Origin of the sequence: Mesoplasma corruscae, from assembly GCF_002930145.1 — a bacterium.
In the GTDB taxonomy this organism is placed as follows: Bacteria; Bacillota_I; Bacilli_A; order Mycoplasmatales; family Mycoplasmataceae; genus Entomoplasma; species Entomoplasma ellychniae.
This window is the reverse complement of sequence record NZ_PHNF01000002.1, coordinates 199,537-218,542: the sequence shown is the minus strand read 5'-3', so window position 1 is coordinate 218,542 and position 19,006 is coordinate 199,537. Positions and strand designations below refer to the sequence as shown.

Sequence of the window (19,006 nt, the reverse complement as noted above, 5' to 3'; positions counted from 1 at the left end):
AAAGATACTTACACTTTTACTGGTAATGCAACTTTTGAAAATACTTATAAATACAATAATTCTGTTACTTTAATTCATGAGTGAAATGAAGTTAATGACAAAACCAAAGATATTTCTACAATTAAAGATCAATTACAAAATATTTTAAATTCAAAAATTGATGGTGAATGAAGTGTTGAAGAATTAAATCAAGCTATAATTGATGATAATATCGATGTTGCTGGTGGGATCAGTATTGATGCTGGTCAAAAATTAGAAAACTTTGAAAATAAACGTGTTTATCACAAAGATACTTACACTTTTACTGGTAATGCAACTTTTGAAAATACTTATAAATACAATAATTCTGTTACTTTAATTCATGAGTGAAATGAAGTTAATGACACAACCAAAGATATTTCTACAATTAAAGATCAATTACAAAATATTTTAGATTCAAAAATTGATGGTGAATGAAGTGTTGAAGAATTAAATCAAGCTATAATTGATGATAATATCGATGTTGCTGGTGGGATTGAAGTTGCAAAAGCAGAATTAGAACCTTTAAAAAATGAAACAACAACAGTTAAACAAATAAAATATACTTTTACAGGTAAAGGTGAAGTTAATAATAATTATAAATATAATGGCTCAATTGAATTAGTCACATCAACTATTTCTGGTGAACAACTAGCAGATAATATTACTGTTTATCAAGATAAAAATGGAAATTTATTGCAAACCAGTGAAATGAATTTTTTAGTTTTAAATCCAGTTGAAATATATAAAATTGGATTTAAAACAGATGGTTCTACAATATATAATTTGGAAACTGTAAAAACATTACCAAGCACACTGCCTAAAGAAATAACTTCATTGAGTTCTTTTTTTGCAAATTCTTCATTAAATTCAATTAAAGGGATAAGCAATTGAGATACAAGTAATGTTACTAATATGTCATTCATGTTTAGAAACGCAATTAATTTTAATCAAGATTTAAATAATTGAAACACTTCAAAAGTGACTAATATGTACAGAATGTTTCAAAATGCTTCGTCTTTTAATGAAGACATTTCAAATTGAGATACAAGTAATGTCACTAATATGGAGGGAATGTTTAATTATGCTTCATCTTTTAATCAAGATATAAATAATTGAGATACTTCAAAAGTATCAAATATGTCATTCATGTTTAGAAACGCAATTAATTTTAATCAAGATTTAAATAATTGAGATACTTCAAAAGTAACAGATATGTCATGAATGTTTGGAGCAAGTTCACCTTCAGAGTTAATGTCTTTTAATGGGGATATTTCAAATTGAGATACAAGCAATATTACTAATATGAAAACAATGTTTCAACTATGCGTCAACTTTAATCAAGATATTTCAAATTGAGATACAAGCAGTGTAACTAACATGAGCTATATGTTTAGTAATACATTTTCTTTTAATCAAGATATATCTAATTGAAAAACAGCAAAAGTAACAGATATGTCATATATGTTTTGTAATGATTATTTACCGTCATTTAATGGTAAAGAAATGAGTTTTAAACAAGATTTAACTAATTGAAATGTTAGTCAGGTTAATAACCATACACTATTTTGAAATGACAAAAATATAAAATGAGACAAACAACCAATTTTTACTAAGTAAAAAGTTAATTAAAATGCAATATTAGAAATAAGTTTAAAATCAATATTATTTGTGATTTCAAACTTATTTTCATAATGTATTGTTTTTTTTTTTTTTTTGTAATAATTGAGTTGAGTTTAATTAACTTGGAGGCAAAAATGAAAAAGAAAAAAATATTATTTGCAATAATATCATCTTTACTACTTACAGTTGCAATTGCTGGACCTGTAATTTATGTTATGAATAAAAAACAAAAGCCAATTGTTAGTGATAAAAAAGAAAATATTTCATTAATCAAAGATAAATTACAAAATATTTTAAATTCAAAAACTGATGGTAAATGAAGTGTTGAAGAATTAAATCAAGCTATAATTAATGCTAATATTGATGTTGATGGTGGGATCAGTATTGATGCTGGTGAAAAATTAGAAAACTTTGAAAATAAACGTGTTTATCACAAAGATACTTACACTTTTACTGGTAATGCAACTTTTGAAAATACTTATAAATACAATAATTCTGTTACTTTAATTCATGAGTGAAATGAAGTTAATGACAAAACCAAAGATATTTCTACAATTAAAGATCAATTACAAAATATTTTAAATTCAAAAACTGATGGTGAATGAAGTGTTGAAGAATTAAATCAAGCTATAATTGATGATAATATCGATGTTGCTGGTGGAATTGAAGTTGCAAAAGCAAAATTAGAACCTATTGAAAATGAAACAATAACAGTTAATCAAATAAAATACACTTTTACAGGTAAAGGTGAAGTTAACAATAATTATAAGTATAATGGCTCAATTGAATTGGTCACATCAATTATTTCTGATGACTCATTAGCAGATAATATTACTGTTTATCAAGATAAAAATGGAAATTTATTAGAAACTGATTTAATGGATTTTTCAAATTTAAACGCAGTTGAAATATATAAAATTGGATTCAAAACAGATGGTTCTACAATACATCATTTAAAAACTGTAAAATCATTACCAAACATTTTACCTAAACAAATAACATCACTAAAAGATTTTTTTGCAAATTCTTCATTAAATTCAATTAAAGGGATAAGCAATTGAGACACATCAAATATTACTAATATGCAAGCGACTTTTAATGGTGCTAAATTATTTAATGGTGATATTTCAAAATGAGATACATCAAAAGTTACAGATATGTCATGAATGTTTAATTCCGATTTTTCTTTTAGTGGTGATATTTCAAAATGAAATACGAGTAATGTAACTAACATGTCAGCAATGTTTCAAAATGCATTATATTTCAATGGTGATATTTCAAATTGAAACACAAGCAATGTTACTAATATGTCAGTAATGTTTAATAGTTCTTTAGGTGTTCCATTATTTAATGGTAATATATCAAATTGAAATACAACAAAAGTCACTAATATGAATGGAATGTTCCAAGGAGCTGCAAATTTCAATCAAGATTTATCTGCTAAAAAAGTAAATGGTGAAAACGGAAAAGAATATATAGCCTGAGATACAAGTAATGTTACTAATATGGGGTGAATGTTTAATTATGCTTCTTCTTTTAATGGTGATATTTCAAATTGAAATACATCAAATGTCAAAATAATGTCTTGTATGTTTCAAAATGCACTACATTTTAATGGTGATATATCAAATTGAAACACAAGCAATGTTGCTAGTATTGAAGCAATGTTTAATGGGTCTGAATCTTTCAATGGTGATATATCAAAATGAAATACAAGCAATGTTACTAACATGTCAATAATGTTTCAAGATGCATTAAATTTCAATGGTGATATATCAAAATGAAATACAAGCAATGTTACTAACATGAGCTATATGTTTTGCGATGCATTTTCATTTAATCAAGATATATCTACTAAAAAAGTAAAAGATAAAAATGGTGAAGAATATACAGCTTGAGATACGTCAAAAGTTACAGATATGACGCAAATGTTTTGAAATGATTATTTACCATCATTTAATGGTAAAGAAATGAGTTTTAAACAAGATTTAACTAATTGAAATGTTAGTCAGGTTAATAACCATACAGAATTTTGAAATGACAAAAATATAAAATGAGATAAACAGCCAATTTTTACTAAATAAAAAGTTAATTAAGAATACAATATTAGAAATAAGTTTAAAATCAATATTATTTGTGATTTCAAACTTATTTTCATAATGTATTGTTTTTTTTTTTTTTTTGTAATAATTGAGTTGAGTTTAATTAACTTGGAGGCAAAAATGAAAAAGAAAAAAATATTATTTGCAATAATATCATCTTTACTACTTACAGTTGCAATTGCTGGACCTGTAATTTATGTTATGAATAAAAAACAAAAGCCAATTGTTAGTGAGAAAAAAGAAAATATTTCATTAATCAAAGATAAATTACAAAATATTTTAGATTCAAAAACTGATGGTGAATGAAGTGTTGAAGAATTAAATCAAGCTATAATTACTGCCAACATCGATGTTGCTGGAGGAATTGAAGTTGAAAAAGCAAAGTTAGAACCTATTGAAAATGAAACAATAACAGTTAATCAAATAAAATACACTTTTACAGGTAAAGGTGAAGTTAATAATAATTATAAGTATAATGGCTCAATTGAATTAGTCACATCAATTATTTCTGATGACTCATTAGCAGATAATATTACTGTTTATCAAGATCAAAATGGAAATTTATTAGAAACTGATTTAATGGATTTTTCAAATTTAAACGCAGTTGAAATATATAAAATTGGATTCAAAACAGATGGTTCTACAATACATCATTTAAAAACTGTAAAATCATTACCAAACATTTTACCTAAACAAATAACATCACTAAAAGATTTTTTTGCAAATTCTTTATTAAATTCAATTAAAGGGATAAGCAATTGAGACACATCAAAAGTAGAAAATATGTCTTTTATGTTTAATGGTGCTAAATCTTTTAATGAAGATATTTCAAAATGAAATACAAGTAATGTTACTAAGATGCAGGCAATGTTTCAAAATGCTTCAAGTTTTAATCAAGATATAAATAATTGAGATACAACAAAAGTAACAGATATGTGATATATGTTTTGTAATGCATTTTTATTTGATCAAGATATATCAACTAAAAAAGTAAAAGATCAAAATAGTAAAGAATATACAGCTTGAGATACAAGCAATGTTACTAATATGATGGCAATGTTTGCATCAACTCCTGAATCTGTTGAAGATGAAATCGAAGAAATGTCATTTAATCAAGACGTCTCAAATTGAGATACAAGCAATGTTACTAGCATGAAGGCAATGTTTCAAAATGCTTCAAGTTTTAATCAAGATATAAATAATTGAGATACAACAAAAGTAACAGATATGTCATATATGTTTTGTAATGCCTTTTCATTTGATCAAGATATATCAACTAAAAAAGTAAAAGATAAAAATGGTGAAGAATATACAGCTTGAGATACGTCAAAAGTTACAGATATGTCATATATGCTTGCAACAGTTTCCAATTCAGAATTAATGTCATTTAATCAAGACGTCTCAAATTGAGATACAAGCAATGTTACTAGCATGAAGGCGATGTTTCAAGGTGTATCAAGTTTTAATCAAGACATCTCAAAATGAGATACGTCAAAAGTTACAGATATGTCATATATGTTTTGTAATGCCTTTTCATTTAATCAAGATATATCTACTAAAAAAGTAAAAGATAAAAATGGTGAAGAATATACAGCTTGAGATACGTCAAAAGTTAAAGATATGACTCAAATGTTTTGAAATGATCGTTATCCATCATATAATGGTAAAGAAATGAGTTTTAAACAAGATTTAACTAATTGAAATGTTAATCTGGTTACTAAGCATACAGAATTTTGAAGTGATACAAATATAAAATGAGACAAACAACCCAAGTTTAAGTAAATATATAAAATTTAATATAATAAAAACTATTCTTCTTTAATGCAAAGAAGAATAGTTTTTATTTATCAATATTGCTTTCGTTTTCTTCATTATATCTATGTCCAAGTAATTCAATACTATCTAGTATTTTTTTAATATTATCTAACTCCTCTTTTGTAAATTTAACCATAGCTCCAGAAATATTTTCTTCAACTCTTGTTATTTTTTTAGTTCCAGGGATTGGGACTATTCATGGTTTTTGCGATAATAACCAACCAATAGCAACAGCTGCTGGCGTTGTTTGTTTACTAATAGCTAATTGCTCAACATAACTGACCAACTTAAAGTTATGTTCTATATATTCAGGTGTATTAAGTCTTGGAACAGTATTTCTAAAATCACCTTCTCCAAAAATGTGCCCTGGTTTAATAGTACCTGTTAAAAAACCTTTACCTAATGGTGAAAATGGAACAAATCCGATTTTCAATTCTTCTAAAGTAGGAAGGATTTCTTTTTCGACTTCTCTTCAAAACATTGAATATTCACTTTGCAATGCAGTAACTGGAAATACTGCATGAGCTCTTCTTATTGTTTTTGGAGAAGCTTCGCTTAAACCTCAATGCTTAATCTTACCTTGTTCATAAAGTTCTTTCATAACTTCTGCAACTTGTTCAATTGGTGTCTTAGGATCAACTCTGTGTTGATAGTATAAATCAATGTAATCTGTTTGTAATCGCTTTAATGAACCTTCTATTGCTCTTAAAATACTATCTCTGCTACTATCTAAACCAGTTACTTTTCTATCATCAAATGAAAAACCAAATTTAGTAGCAATAACAACTTTATCGCGCATATCTTTAAAAGCTTCACCAACGACTTCTTCATTATCAAATGGTCCATATATTTCAGCTGTATCAAAAAAAGTAACACCTTTTTCATAAGCTTGCCTTAAAAATTTTACAGCTTCTTTTTTACTTGGAAATGGTGGTTGACTAAAACTTAAGCCCATACACCCCAGACCCACTTCTGATACAATTAAATCTTTACCTAATGTTCTTGTTTTCATATAATTTACTCCTTTAAGTTTTTCAACTCAAATTAATCATATTTCATTAAACCTACTTTAATGCAAGTAAAAATAAAAAATTAATTATTTTTTATTTTTATATAAACTTTTTTTATATTCAATAAATTTTAATTGCTGTTTTAGTTCTTGAATTTTAGCTAAAACAATTTGTTCTTGATCTAACATCATTTTTAAACGTTTAGGATAAGTGTTTTCACCTTCCATTGCTAAATTAATGTATTCTTTAATTTTTATTAAACTCATTCCTGACTTTTTTAAACATAATACAATTTCAATTCAATTTATTTTATCTTCATAAATAAACCTATAATTGTTTTCATCTCTTTTGAAAAAAGGAAATAAACCTTTTTTATCATAAAATCTTAATGTGTGTTCTTCAATCCCAAGCTTATCAGCTATTTGCTTCATGTATATTTTCTGCATATTTTTCCTTTTAATTAATTATTGATTTAATTATATTACATTAAACCTACTTTAATGCAAATGAAAATAAAAAACAACTTAAGTTGTCTTTTGATTATTAAAAAAATGTTTATTTTTCTTTAACTTTTAATTTTTTTATCAAGGTTTTGAACTTTATCTTGTTTTGCATTCATTTTTTTGATAGTTTCACTATTTGCTTGGATATCTATTTTTGAATTTTCTATATGACTTGATAAATATCTTTTGTATTCATTTGAAAGATCGTATATAATTTCAGCCATTTTAACATATCTTTCTATTATTTTTTAGCTGTTTTTTTTGAAGGTGTTTGTGATAAAACACTTGCTGCAACACTTTTTGATTCTTGACTAAATCTTTTATCTTTTAAAACTTTTGAAGCTTTTGAAGCTTCTTTTTGTGAGCTTTTCTTATTTGAATTGCTTTGAGATAAAGCACTTCCTGCTAAACTTTTAGAAGTTTTGCTATATTGATCATCGTGTAATATATCCACTGCTTTTTTAGTAACACTTGGTGATGTTTGTTTGTTTTGAATCTTAGATGATGCTTCATCTGTACTTTTTGAAGCTTTGTCTTTAACTACATTATTATTTTTTTTACATTTAAAAAATCACATTTCTTTTTTCTCCTTTAGTTTTTTAATTGATAAATAAATTATAATTCTTTTTTTCAAAAAAAAACTAAGTTTTTAATTAAAAAACTTAGTTAAAAAAAGATAAATTGTTAAAGATTAAAAAGTTTCTATTCACTATCAACCTTTTCTATTTATAATTTGGAGCTTCAGCTGTTATTTGAATATCATGAGGGTGAGATTCTTTTAAACTTGCGCTTGTAATTCTAACAAATTTTGCATTTTTTCTCAATTCTTCAATAGTTTTATTCCCAGTGTAACCCATTCCACTTCTTATACCACCAATCAATTGAAAAATTACATTATTTAAATCACCTTTGTGTGGAACAATACCTTCAATTCCTTCGGGAACTAACTTTTTAGCCCCAGTTTGAAAATATCTATCACTACTTCCACGTTCCATAGCAACCAGTGAACCCATCCCTACATATGTTTTGTATGTTTTACCATTAATGTGAATTTCTTTACCAGGTGCTTCATTAGTTCCAGCTAACATGCTTCCTAACATAACTGATTGTGCTCCAGCTGCAATTGCTTTAACAATGTCTCCAGAATATTTTATTCCACCATCAGCAATAACAGTGACATCTTTATCTTTTGCTCATTCATAAACATCATTGATTGCTGTAATTTGTGGCACACCAACTCCTGCAACAATTCTCGTTGTACAAATGCTTCCAGGGCCAATTCCAACTTTAATTCCATCAACTCCTGCTTCGTATAAAGCTTTAGCTCCTTCTTGAGTACAAATATTACCCCCAATTATGGGTAAATCTTTATAAATTTTTCTAATACTTTTGATGGTATCTAATATTCCTTTACTGTGACCATGCGCTGAATCAACAACAATTACATCAACTCCTGCTTGAACTAAAATTTCAACTCTTTTTAAAGTTTCATCATTGACTCCTACCGCGCCACCAACTAATAACCTTCCTTTTTTATCTAATGAGGCATCTTTTAAATTTACTACTAGTTTATTTTTAACTGTAATTATTTGTTCTGCTTGTTGTTGTATTGAAAAGTTTTTATGAATAATCCCTATTCCCCCAACACAAGCTATTGCTATTGCTAGTTCAGACTCTGTAACAGTATCCATAGCAGCTGATATAATTGGGATATTTAAATAAATATCTCTTACAAATTTTGTTTTTAATTCGGTTTGATGTGGCAATACTTCAGAATAATTAGGTACTAAAAGTACATCATCAAATGTCATCGCCTGATTTATTATTTTTCCGTTCAAATTATTTTTCATAATTCCCTTTCAATGTCTAAAATGTTAATTTAAATAATAACATAAAATATTTAAAAATATTAATATCTTATCTTCAGTTGTTTTATTTTATTCTCATTCAATTGTTCCTGGTGGTTTTGAAGTTATATCATAAACAACACGATTAACACCTTCAACTTTATTAATAATCTCATTTACAACAGAATCTAAGAATTCTCATGGTAAATGAGTTGAAGTAGCAGTCATAAAATCAATAGTATTAACACTTCTTAAACCAACGACTCAATCATATGTTCTATTATCTCCCATAACCCCAACTGTTTTGACAGGTAATAGTGTTGCAAAAGCTTGAGAAACTTTTTCATAAAACCCCTCTTCTCTTAAGCGTCTAATAAAAATTTCATCCACTTTTTGCAAAATTAAACATTTTTCTTTAGTAACTTCTTCAATTACTCTTATACCAAGTCCAGGTCCTGGAAAAGGATGACGATCAATCATATGTTTAGGTAATCCTAATTCTAATCCAACTTGTCTTACTTCATCTTTAAATAAGTTTCTAATTGGTTCAATTAATTCAAATTGCAAATCATCAGGTAATCCACCAACATTATGATGTGATTTAATAACTTTTGCAGCTTTAGAACTTGAAGATGACTCAATTACATCAGGATAAATAGTACCTTGTGCTAAAAAATCAGCATTTTTGTAATCTCTTGCAGCATCAACAAAAACATCAATAAAACATTTACCAATTGCTTTTCTTTTATCTTCAGGATCCTTTAAGCCTTTTAATTTTTCAAAGAAAATATTTCCTGCATCATACTTTTTAATATTAATGTCAAAATTGTCTTTATAAGCATTCATAACTTCTATATCTTCATTTAGTCTTAATAAACCAGTATCAACAAATATACAAGTTAGTTGCTTGCCAATTGCTCTACCTATTAAAGCAGCTACAACTGATGAATCAACTCCACCAGATAATCCTAAAATAACTTGTTTATCTCCAACTTTAGCTTTAATTTCGTTCATTTTTTCTTTAATAAAATTTTTTAAACTTCAATCTTTTTCACAATTAGCAATGTCAAATAAAAAATTTTTTAACATAACTTCGCCTTGCAAAGAATGAGTAACTTCAGCATGAAATTGAATTCCAAAAATAGGTTTTTTAATTGATCCTATAGCAGCAATGCTAGTATCTCCATAACCTAAAATTTCAAAACCTTCGGGAACTTTAGTTACATGATCAGCATGACTCATTCAAACCTGAGTTTGTTTATCTACATTTTTAAACAGTTTAGAATTTAAATCTTCTAGTTTTAAAGTTGTTTTACCAAATTCTTGAGCATTAGCTAACTCTACTTTTCCACCAAAGTGTTCTGTTAAAAGTTGCATTCCATAACATACGCCTAAAATAGGCACTGGTAAATCTAATATTTTTTTATCGATTGTGTAAGCATCTTGTAAATAAACACTTGAAGGTCCACCAGACAATATGATAGCTTTTAATTTTTTGTATTCTTTTATTTTTTCAAATGTTGTGTCAAAATGCAATACTTCTGTATAAACATTAGATTCTCTAATTCTTCTAGCTAATAATTGCGTATATTGACTTCCAAAGTCTAATATTAAAACTTGTGTACTCACGTGTTATCTCTTCTTTTCTATAATCTTTATATACTTTATCTTAACAAAAAAATGACATTTTGGAGATTTGAATAATATTTTACAGATTTAAAAATTATTTCTTTTATATTATTGTTTTTTTGTTTTTTTTATTATATTATGTCTATGACAACTAAATAAGTAAGAAAAACTTTTCACGATAGTAAATGAGCTATCGTCTTCTTAAAACTAATTTTGAGAATATAAGTTTGATGTGGGGAGTTTTTGTGAAAACAATCAACTCTCTTTTTATTTAAGTTGCTTTTTTCAAACAAGGGGGAAAAATGAAAAAATTGTTATCAATAGTTGCAGCAATTGGATTATCATCAACCACAGCTACTAGTGTTGTTGCTTGTGGGGGTGGTGAAACTTTTGAACTTGTGTTTATACCTTCAAAAGCAGGAACTGAAGTAATTAATACAGTGAAACCATTAGAACAACAGTTGCAAAATAAGTTAAGTCAGAAAGCTGAAGCAAGAGGTGGTTCTTTTAAGAAAAAAGTTAAAGTTTCTGTTTCAAGTAACTATGAAGCTGGAGCTTCAGTTTTAACAGCTGGAAAAGCTGATATATCATTTTTACCAATCGGAACATATAATTCTTTCAAAGGCAATAAAAGAGCTGATGGAACTTATGACAAACTTGGTATATTAGCACAAGCTTCAAGACAAGGTATGAAAACCGAAGTTGAAACGAATTTAGATTCAAAAGCAGAATATGATGAAAAGGACTCACTTTTAGTAGCAACTAAATATAATGAAAGTTTTTCAAACATTGATGAAATTACAAACAAAACTTCATTAGATAAAATTTATAAATCTGATGAACAAGTAACTTATTATAGATCTTATATTTATATTAATAATGAATATTTGAAAAGTATGGAAGAAAAAGTTGGAAAAATTGAAGAATGAAATAATAATAATTATGTTAAAAATGTAAAAACTTTAATTAACGAAAGCAAAAAAGGATTTACTTTTGGAAAATCAAAGACTTCTGGTGCTTCAAGCATTTTTCCATTAATGTGATTAAAAAACACTATAGGTTATCCAGAAGCAGAATTAGAAAAACTTTATTCTAATTCTAAAAAACAAACAGACTATAATAATGCTGCTGAAGGAGTGGAAAATGGAACTTATGATTTTGCAGTAGGATTTAGTGATATTAGAGCAGATTTAAAAGATGATAAATCTACTACTACAATAAATAGAGCAAAAAGTGCAATCAAAAATTCAAGAGTTATTGGTGTTGGAGATAAAATTATCAATGATGGAATTATCTATTCAAGAAAACGAAATAATAGTGTAGAATTATTAAATGATGTTAGACAAGCCTTTAAAGAGCTTATTTCAAAAGAAGAAAATAAAGAAATATTTAAAATTTATAGTCACACAGATTACTCAATTCCAAAAGATATTGCATCAAGTAATGAATGAGAAGCACAAAATGATAAAGACATAGCATCAGTAAGTGAGAAATCCGATGCTATGTTAAAACAAATTCAAAATTGAAATTAGAAAAATAAATGGAAAGTTAACTAAAATGAACTTTTGTGCATTTTAAGATTAAATAATAAGGAAATGATAGAGTTTAAAAAAGTAAATAAAGTTTGGCCCAATGGAAAACATGTACTTAAAAATATTAATTTAAAAATAAATGATGGTGAATTTGTTGCTATTATTGGTCTTTCTGGTGCTGGTAAAACAACACTACTAAAAACTATAAATAAAGTAAATGCAATAACTTCTGGCGAAATTTTGATTGAAATTGATGAACAAACTAAATACGAAATTTCTTCAACTAAAGGTTCATCTTTAAAAAAACTAAGAACACATATAGGATTAATGTCTCAAGAATATAATAATATTGGCAAACAAAATGTTCTAAAAAATGTTTTAAATTCAAAAGCAGCACAAATTAGTGGTTTTAGATCTTTAATCGGATACTTTACAAAAGAGGAAAAGAAAAATGCACTAGAGTCTTTAAGTAAATTAAAATTATTAGAATATGCTTATGTAAGAGCAGAAAATCTTTCAGGAGGTCAACAACAAAGAGTAGCTCTTGCAAGAACTATAAATCAAAACCCAAAAATTATCATAGCTGATGAACCAGTTTCTGCTTTAGACCCAGTTTTATCTGCAAGAGTAATGGAAGATTTTAAAAATATAAATAAAGATTTTAAAATGACTGTAATAATTAATATTCATCACGTAGATTTAGCAATAAAATATTGTGATAGAATAATTGGTCTTAATGATGGAAAAATTGTTTTTGATGACCAACCCTCAAAATTAACTAAAAAAGAAATAGATACAATATATAGTGGTGTATAAGTATGTTTAATAGAAAAATAAATGCAAAGTTTAACAGTGAAGTATTTAAAATTAATTCAGAGTTATCAAAAAAACCAAAAAGATTATTTTTTTGAACGCTTACTATATTTTGTTTGTTCATTGTTGTAATATCTTGATTTACTTTAGATTCTAAGTGAAATGAATTTTTTCAAAGTATTCCTGATTTGTTTCAAAGGTTTAAAGAAATGTTTAGTTGAGATTGAAATGATTTTTTAGATAAAGGATCTTCAAATAATTCTTTTTTTGAAAATTCCATAAATTCTATTTGAGAAACTTTATCAATGTCTTTTGCGGGAACGATTTTTGGTATTGTTTTAGCTATACCTTTTGCTGTTGTTGCATCATCTAATATAGTTAAAAATAAATCATGAAATTTTATATCAAGATTTATATTATCAATTTTTAGAACAATCCCAGCTTTTACATACGCTTTGATATTAGTTGGTTATTTTGGAGCAACAACTTTTACTGTCATGGCAGCTTTAACTATATTTACTTTTTCAATTGCGGGTAAAACATTATATGAAAGAATTGAACAAATAGATACTCAAATTTATATTGCTTCACAAGCAACTGGAGCATCAAAATTTAAATCTTTTAGAACTGCTGTATGGCCACAAATTTCTCACCATACATTATCCACAACTTTTTATTCTCTTGAAACTAACATCAGATATATTTCAATTATAGCTGGTGTTACAAAAATTGGTATTGGTCAATTAATTGATACTTCTATTGCATATGATAGATGAGATAGAGTTGGTTTTTTAATTACAATTCTTCTTGTTATAATTTTGTCTTTAGAATTATTTATTTGATTAATAAAAAATTATATTATTGAAGATAAAGATTTTTTGCTAGATAAAAAAGAGCAAAAAAAATTCGAAAAAGAATTGCGAAAAATAAAGAATGAAAAGTTTATTTCTTTTTACATTGAAAACATTCTTTGTCAAGAAATAAATAATGAGTTAAAAAATTTATCTCTTTCTAAGAATGAGACAAAACTTTTAAAGAGCAAAAAATTAATAATTAAAAATAATTTTATAAATGAATATAAATTAAATTTAATCAATGATAAAAATGAATACTTACAGATTAAATCTAAAAGTTCAAATGATTTAGATCTTTATATTTGAAATCAAGAATACAAAATCAACATAAGAATTGATAAAAAATATTCAACAATGATAAAAATGCAAACTGAAATTTTTAAATTCAAGTTATTGTCTTCGATTAAAGAAGAACAGACTTTAAAACATAAAGAGTTTGTTAATAATTTAAGTGTCGAACAAGTTCTTAAAAATGAACCAAAACATTTTATAAAAAGAATTATTTTATATTTATTTTTATTGAGTTTGCTTATTTATTCATTAACACTAGTAAAATGAGAATTAGCCAACAAAGAAACTGTCAAACTTTTAAATAGTCATATTTTACAAATGATAAAAATTAGCTGATCTTCTTTTTTTACATCAGTTAATTCTGGTGGAAATAACAATGCACCTTATAGTGTGGTGTATTTATTGTATGAAACATTATCTATTGCTGTTGTTGCAACTTTCATTGGAGCTATAATTGCTTATGTTTTAGGAATGCTTTCTTCTGAAAAAATAGTTAATAAGTATGTAGCAAGATTTTTCTTACTTATAACTTCAGCTCTAAGATCTGTTCCAACATATATTTATGCTTTAATTTTTTTAGTTGTTGTTGGAATGGGTCCTTTTACTGGAGTATTAGCCTTAATAATGGGGACTATTGGTATGTTAACAAAATATAACAGAGAATTATTTGATGATATTAATCAAAAAATAATATTTCAAATGGAAGCAACAGGTTTAGGGTTATTAGGTAGAATAAGATATGGTATTATTGCTCAAACTTCTACTGCAGCTGTTTCAAACGTTTTGTATAGATTTGAAATAAATTACAAAGAGGTTATTATGTTAGGTGCTGTTGGGGCTGGGAATATGGGATTTTTATTAAATACTTATTTTACAGATCAATATTTTAGGGAATTTGGAGCTTTATTATTAGGAATCATAATAGTTACATTGTGCATTGAATACATTTCAAATACACTAAGAAATAAAATAAATAATAATTCTGATTTAAAATGATTATCTAAATTAATAAATATTATTAATCAGAAAATGTTTATAAGTTTTAAAGCTAATGAAAAATTACTAAATATTGAAGATAAATTATCTTTTTCAGAATCAAGTGCTTTATACACTTATACAAATCAACAAATTTTAAAAAGAGCAAAAGTTATAAAAAAAGAATTTAACCTTCCTTCTAAAATATCGTGATATTTAGCTTTAAATGAACAAATCAATAATAATTATAGTTTAACAAGAAAAAGCATGAATAAACTTGAATTACAAAAAGATAAAACTTATATTTTAAACAAAGATATAAAAATATGAAATCAAGAATTAAAAAAAATAGATCAGAAATTTCATTTATTTAAAACCGAATTAAAACATAAAAGAAATAAATGAGTTAAAGAAGTTAAACAAAATTCTTTAAAAGAAATTAAAACTATAAAAAAACAATTACTTTTAACAACAGATAATATTATGAAAAAAGAATTTAAAAGTTCTATAAAATATATAAAACAAAATACCAAAATGAAGATCACAAACATTAATTATTAAAAAGAAAAATCTATATTTAAACTTTAAAAAAATCTACATTTGTTAAAAGTGTAGATTTTTTTATGTCTCAGTATTTAATAAAAAACAAAGCATTTTAAAAATATTTAGATAGAATAAACATTTGAAAAATGATTTAAAAATTGGGAGAATAATAAAATGATTTAGAACTTTAGAATTTATTAAATAACACCAGCTTTCGCCAGTGTTATTTAATAAGATGTAGTTTTTTATTTTTTACTTGTTTAAATATAAAAGACTCTTTTAATTAACATAACTTATTTTATTAATTATGTATTTTTTTGACTTATCCTTTTTTTCAAAAGACACATCAATTTTTTTATTATCAATTGAAACTAAAGTTTGATTATTATTGATATCAACTTTAGTTTTTAGTTTCAAATTCTGAAAATCATTTTTAATGTTTTTGTCTAATTCTTTTTCAATCTGATTTTTATCATCTAAATACTTTGTGATTAAAGGAACTAAATTTGACCCAACATGTAAATCCTTTTCTAGATTTCGTAAATAATAAATGAATGAATCTTCAGCAATCGGAATCTTACCTCCTAATTTTTGTGAAATCATTTTCGGGTCATTTTCTAAAATAGAAATAACACCTTTTAATTCCAAAATCATTTTTGAAAGAGTATCTCAATCTATTGAAAAAACAACACTTTCATTATCAATATCTAGTGGTGTAATGATTGGAGATAGCTTTTCTTTTATTTGTTGAGTTAACATATATAAATTATCAACTTGTAATATTTCTTTTAAAACATTACCTGACCATAAAACTTCCCATGGAGTTTCTAAAAAATTTGAATTAAGTAGGGCAGTTATTAAATTTTTCATCTTTTCATCTTTAATAAAGTTTCCCAATAATGGTCCCGCTAAGTCAATTATTGAGTTTACTAAATCCCCACTTACTATTTTAGCGTCAGATGAAACTAAAGCAATTGATGTAACTAGCATATTTCCAATAGCAATTTTATCATCACTCACCGCATTTCCAATAGCTTTAAAAACTCCGCTTATTCCTCAAGAATTAGTGTAATCATTTTCTGTTAATGATTTAAAAAAGTTTGGAATTTGGAAAATTGACCCAATAGTTTTAAAATCGTTATTTTCTCAAAAAATGACATTTAATAAATTTCTAATTTTAATGCCTTCTTTATCTTCAACATTAATAGCTTTATCTAAATATTTCAATAGGTTCTTAATATCAAATTTATTATCAAATTCTTTAACTTTTTTATTTCTAAATTCTTCTAAATCATTTCATTCGAGCAAAACGCTAGTTTCTTTACTTATTTCTTGTGTAATAAATGAATTTAAATAAAATGCTGAAACATGCATAAAATTTAAAATATCACAAATGGCTGAAAAATTAGTAATTAGATTAAAACTATCTATTTTATTTGATTTGATTTTAATTATAGAATTTTCAATACTTTTTAAAGACATTTCTATATTGTTGTTGTTTGACTCTGCACCACCAGTTATAGTATTTAATCCTTTAGCAAAACTAATAATACTTTCATTTAAACTTTCTTTTAAAGTCATATCTTGATACTTACTCATATCAAAAGCGCTAGCTAAAGCATCAAGATTTTCATCTGATAAAATTACCTTTCCATATTGTAAAAAGTCCAAGTTTGTAATAATTTCAGGTTTAAGTGATAAACCTTCATGTAATAAAAAAAGCATTAAACCCATAAAATTATCATCTTGAATAAACGAACCCAAATTTTGAATAATGCTATTAAAACCAGATAAATCAAAATTTATTTTTGGAGTTAACCCTGTAGTTAGATTTTCGGCTCCTTTTCATTGATCATCTTTTGCATCTAAATATTTATTAGACACGGATGAAAATCTAGTTCAATCTTTTAAATTTGGTAATGAAGAGTTATATACTTGAGAAATGTCAGAAATATAAAAATCTTTAACATTATTATTGTAAACATAATTTACATTATAATTTTTTTCCTGATTTAAATAATAGATTTTTGCATATTGCTCAGCTAGTAAACTCATTTCATCTATTGTATTAGCATTTTCATCAGATAATTTAGTAAAAGATAAAGCACTAGTAACACTAGAAACTGAAATAGTTATAACTGATAAACTTAGTATTAATTTTTTCATGTTTTACTTATCTCCTCTATTATGTTCAAGATATCTTTTGAAACTAACTCATGTACGCCTTTTGTAGGGTGAACGAAATCTGTAAAAAAGAAAGAATTCAAATCATCATGTTCTTGGGCTTTAATAGTTTTAATTTTGACATCAAGAATATTTTCAGCTTGTAAGTTATTTTTTAAAAATTCAATAATTGTATTTACAACTTCATCGAATGGCTTTGTTTTTAATTCTTCTATAATTTCAGAGATGTCAATTGGTTTGTCATTTAATTTAACTTCAAAATCCATTTTGCTTTCATCAGTATAAGCTACTCTTAAATTTGATTTAGCTTTTTCTTTAAGAGAACTGTCTGAAAAAGTGTCTAACCATCTTTTTTCTAAATTAGTTTCTCCTTTTTCACCTAATGTATCTTTATATAAGTCATAAAGATGTATTGAATCATTATAATAAGGATTAATTTCGTTTAATAACTTTAAGACGTTCTCATAATATTCACTAGAAACATTTGTTATTGCTTTTAACTCGTCGCCTGTTTTATTTGCATACCTGGGAACAAAAGACATAATTGGTGGTGTCATAAAAATAATATTTTTAACATCATTGTTTAAAAGATTTAATAAAGCTATTCTTAATCTTTTTAAGCTATCATTCATAAATTTTAATTGATCTGATGGACTATTTCTTAAATCTATCATTGACATTAAGTCATTTCCACCAATTTCAAAAAATACAATATCTTTTTCATGAATTATTTGTTGACTTATTAATGTTTTTGTTTGTTTATCAACTGTTACATCATTTAACAATATACTAGATATCCCACTAACTTGAGCAGCAGTAGCACCACCAACAGAATAATTTTTTCCATATTCTTCTTTTATTCCAACAAATTGATTACTTGCATTAAAAGTTTCTAAACCTAATGCTTTAGAAACTTGAACTGAAGCAGTTGGACCATTTGAAAAGTTAGAATGATGAACACCATTTTCATCATACCCATAACCATCTCCGCCTAATTGCAAATTAATTTTTAATATACTTGTACTTAATTTATTGTTAATAAGTCCTGATAAACCATCTTGATCACTTAAACTATCTCCAATAACATAAAAATTAGAAACTCCAAATTGATATTTTCCGCTTGAATCTTTTGCTTGAGATTTGTCAATATTTTTTCCAACTAAATAAGGGTTATTTAAATCTAATTCATTTGAACAAGAAACTGCTTGAATAGCCAATGGTGTTGAAACACTAAGCACAGTTAATATAGATAAAATTTTTTTCATAT

At 25.7% G+C, this 19,006-nt stretch carries 14 protein-coding genes; 6 read left to right on the top strand and 8 right to left on the bottom strand.

The annotated features are described in order from the left end of the window. Positions 1 to 69: 69 nt before the first annotated feature. From MCORR_RS03845 to MCORR_RS03460, 3 genes are all read left to right on the top strand, one after another. Positions 70 to 1,638 carry a BspA family leucine-rich repeat surface protein gene (locus tag MCORR_RS03845; protein ID WP_425437733.1) on the top strand — a complete coding sequence of 523 codons (1,569 nt, stop codon included), beginning with the start codon at positions 70 to 72 and terminating at the stop codon, positions 1,636 to 1,638. A 137-nt stretch (positions 1,639 to 1,775) separates the two neighbouring features. Next, the gene (locus MCORR_RS03730) at positions 1,776 to 3,725 is read left to right on the top strand and encodes a BspA family leucine-rich repeat surface protein (RefSeq protein WP_181021227.1); all 1,950 of its coding nucleotides are present in this window, start codon (positions 1,776 to 1,778) and stop codon (positions 3,723 to 3,725) included. Between the two features lie 138 nt (positions 3,726 to 3,863). Next, entirely contained in the window at positions 3,864 to 5,525 is a 1,662-nt protein-coding gene (locus MCORR_RS03460) for a BspA family leucine-rich repeat surface protein (RefSeq protein WP_181021226.1), read from the top strand. Between the two features lie 58 nt (positions 5,526 to 5,583). Here the strand turns inward: MCORR_RS03460 and MCORR_RS03455 are convergent, their stop codons facing one another. From MCORR_RS03455 to guaA, 6 genes are all read right to left on the bottom strand, one after another. Beyond that, complete coding sequence (locus tag MCORR_RS03455) at positions 5,584 to 6,570, bottom strand: aldo/keto reductase (RefSeq protein ID WP_104208175.1); 987 nt, start codon at positions 6,568 to 6,570, stop codon at positions 5,584 to 5,586. Positions 6,571 to 6,654: 84 nt separating this feature from the next. Beyond that, the gene (locus MCORR_RS03450; RefSeq protein ID WP_104208174.1) at positions 6,655 to 7,014 is read right to left on the bottom strand and encodes a MerR family transcriptional regulator; all 360 of its coding nucleotides are present in this window, start codon (positions 7,012 to 7,014) and stop codon (positions 6,655 to 6,657) included. Positions 7,015 to 7,133: 119 nt separating this feature from the next. Next, positions 7,134 to 7,295 carry a hypothetical protein gene (locus MCORR_RS03810; protein ID WP_181021225.1) on the bottom strand — a complete coding sequence of 54 codons (162 nt, stop codon included), beginning with the start codon at positions 7,293 to 7,295 and terminating at the stop codon, positions 7,134 to 7,136. 17 nt (positions 7,296 to 7,312) lie between these two features. Further along, positions 7,313 to 7,648: a hypothetical protein gene (locus MCORR_RS03445; protein ID WP_219818486.1), complete on the bottom strand. Its 336-nt coding sequence runs from the start codon at positions 7,646 to 7,648 to the stop codon at positions 7,313 to 7,315. Positions 7,649 to 7,793: 145 nt separating this feature from the next. Beyond that, positions 7,794 to 8,921 (bottom strand): IMP dehydrogenase, encoded by a 1,128-nt coding sequence (guaB, locus tag MCORR_RS03440; protein ID WP_104208173.1) that lies wholly within the window; start codon positions 8,919 to 8,921, stop codon positions 7,794 to 7,796. Between the two features lie 87 nt (positions 8,922 to 9,008). Beyond that, positions 9,009 to 10,547 (bottom strand): glutamine-hydrolyzing GMP synthase, encoded by a 1,539-nt coding sequence (gene guaA / locus MCORR_RS03435; RefSeq protein ID WP_104208172.1) that lies wholly within the window; start codon positions 10,545 to 10,547, stop codon positions 9,009 to 9,011. 302 nt (positions 10,548 to 10,849) lie between these two features. Between guaA and MCORR_RS03430 the strand changes: the two genes are divergently transcribed. The 3 genes from MCORR_RS03430 to MCORR_RS03420 all read left to right on the top strand — a co-directional run bounded on the left by MCORR_RS03430 (position 10,850) and on the right by MCORR_RS03420 (position 15,573). Further along, the gene (locus tag MCORR_RS03430) at positions 10,850 to 12,079 is read left to right on the top strand and encodes a PhnD/SsuA/transferrin family substrate-binding protein (RefSeq protein ID WP_104208171.1); all 1,230 of its coding nucleotides are present in this window, start codon (positions 10,850 to 10,852) and stop codon (positions 12,077 to 12,079) included. A gap of 63 nt (positions 12,080 to 12,142) precedes the next feature. Beyond that, on the top strand, positions 12,143 to 12,895 hold the full coding sequence (gene phnC, locus MCORR_RS03425; RefSeq protein WP_104208170.1) for a phosphonate ABC transporter ATP-binding protein: 753 nt from the start codon (positions 12,143 to 12,145) through the stop codon (positions 12,893 to 12,895). A 2-nt stretch (positions 12,896 to 12,897) separates the two neighbouring features. Beyond that, the gene (locus MCORR_RS03420) at positions 12,898 to 15,573 is read left to right on the top strand and encodes a PhnE/PtxC family ABC transporter permease (protein ID WP_104208169.1); all 2,676 of its coding nucleotides are present in this window, start codon (positions 12,898 to 12,900) and stop codon (positions 15,571 to 15,573) included. Between the two features lie 261 nt (positions 15,574 to 15,834). Here the strand turns inward: MCORR_RS03420 and MCORR_RS03415 are convergent, their stop codons facing one another. Both MCORR_RS03415 and MCORR_RS03410 read right to left on the bottom strand, forming a co-directional pair. Continuing rightward, on the bottom strand, positions 15,835 to 17,721 hold the full coding sequence (locus tag MCORR_RS03415; RefSeq protein WP_104208168.1) for a hypothetical protein: 1,887 nt from the start codon (positions 17,719 to 17,721) through the stop codon (positions 15,835 to 15,837). Then, positions 17,709 to 19,004, bottom strand: coding sequence for an SGNH/GDSL hydrolase family protein (locus MCORR_RS03410; RefSeq protein ID WP_104208167.1), 1,296 nt, complete (start codon positions 19,002 to 19,004; stop codon positions 17,709 to 17,711). The genes MCORR_RS03415 and MCORR_RS03410 overlap by 13 nt, the downstream gene beginning before the upstream one ends. Between the last annotated feature and the right edge of the window lie 2 nt (positions 19,005 to 19,006).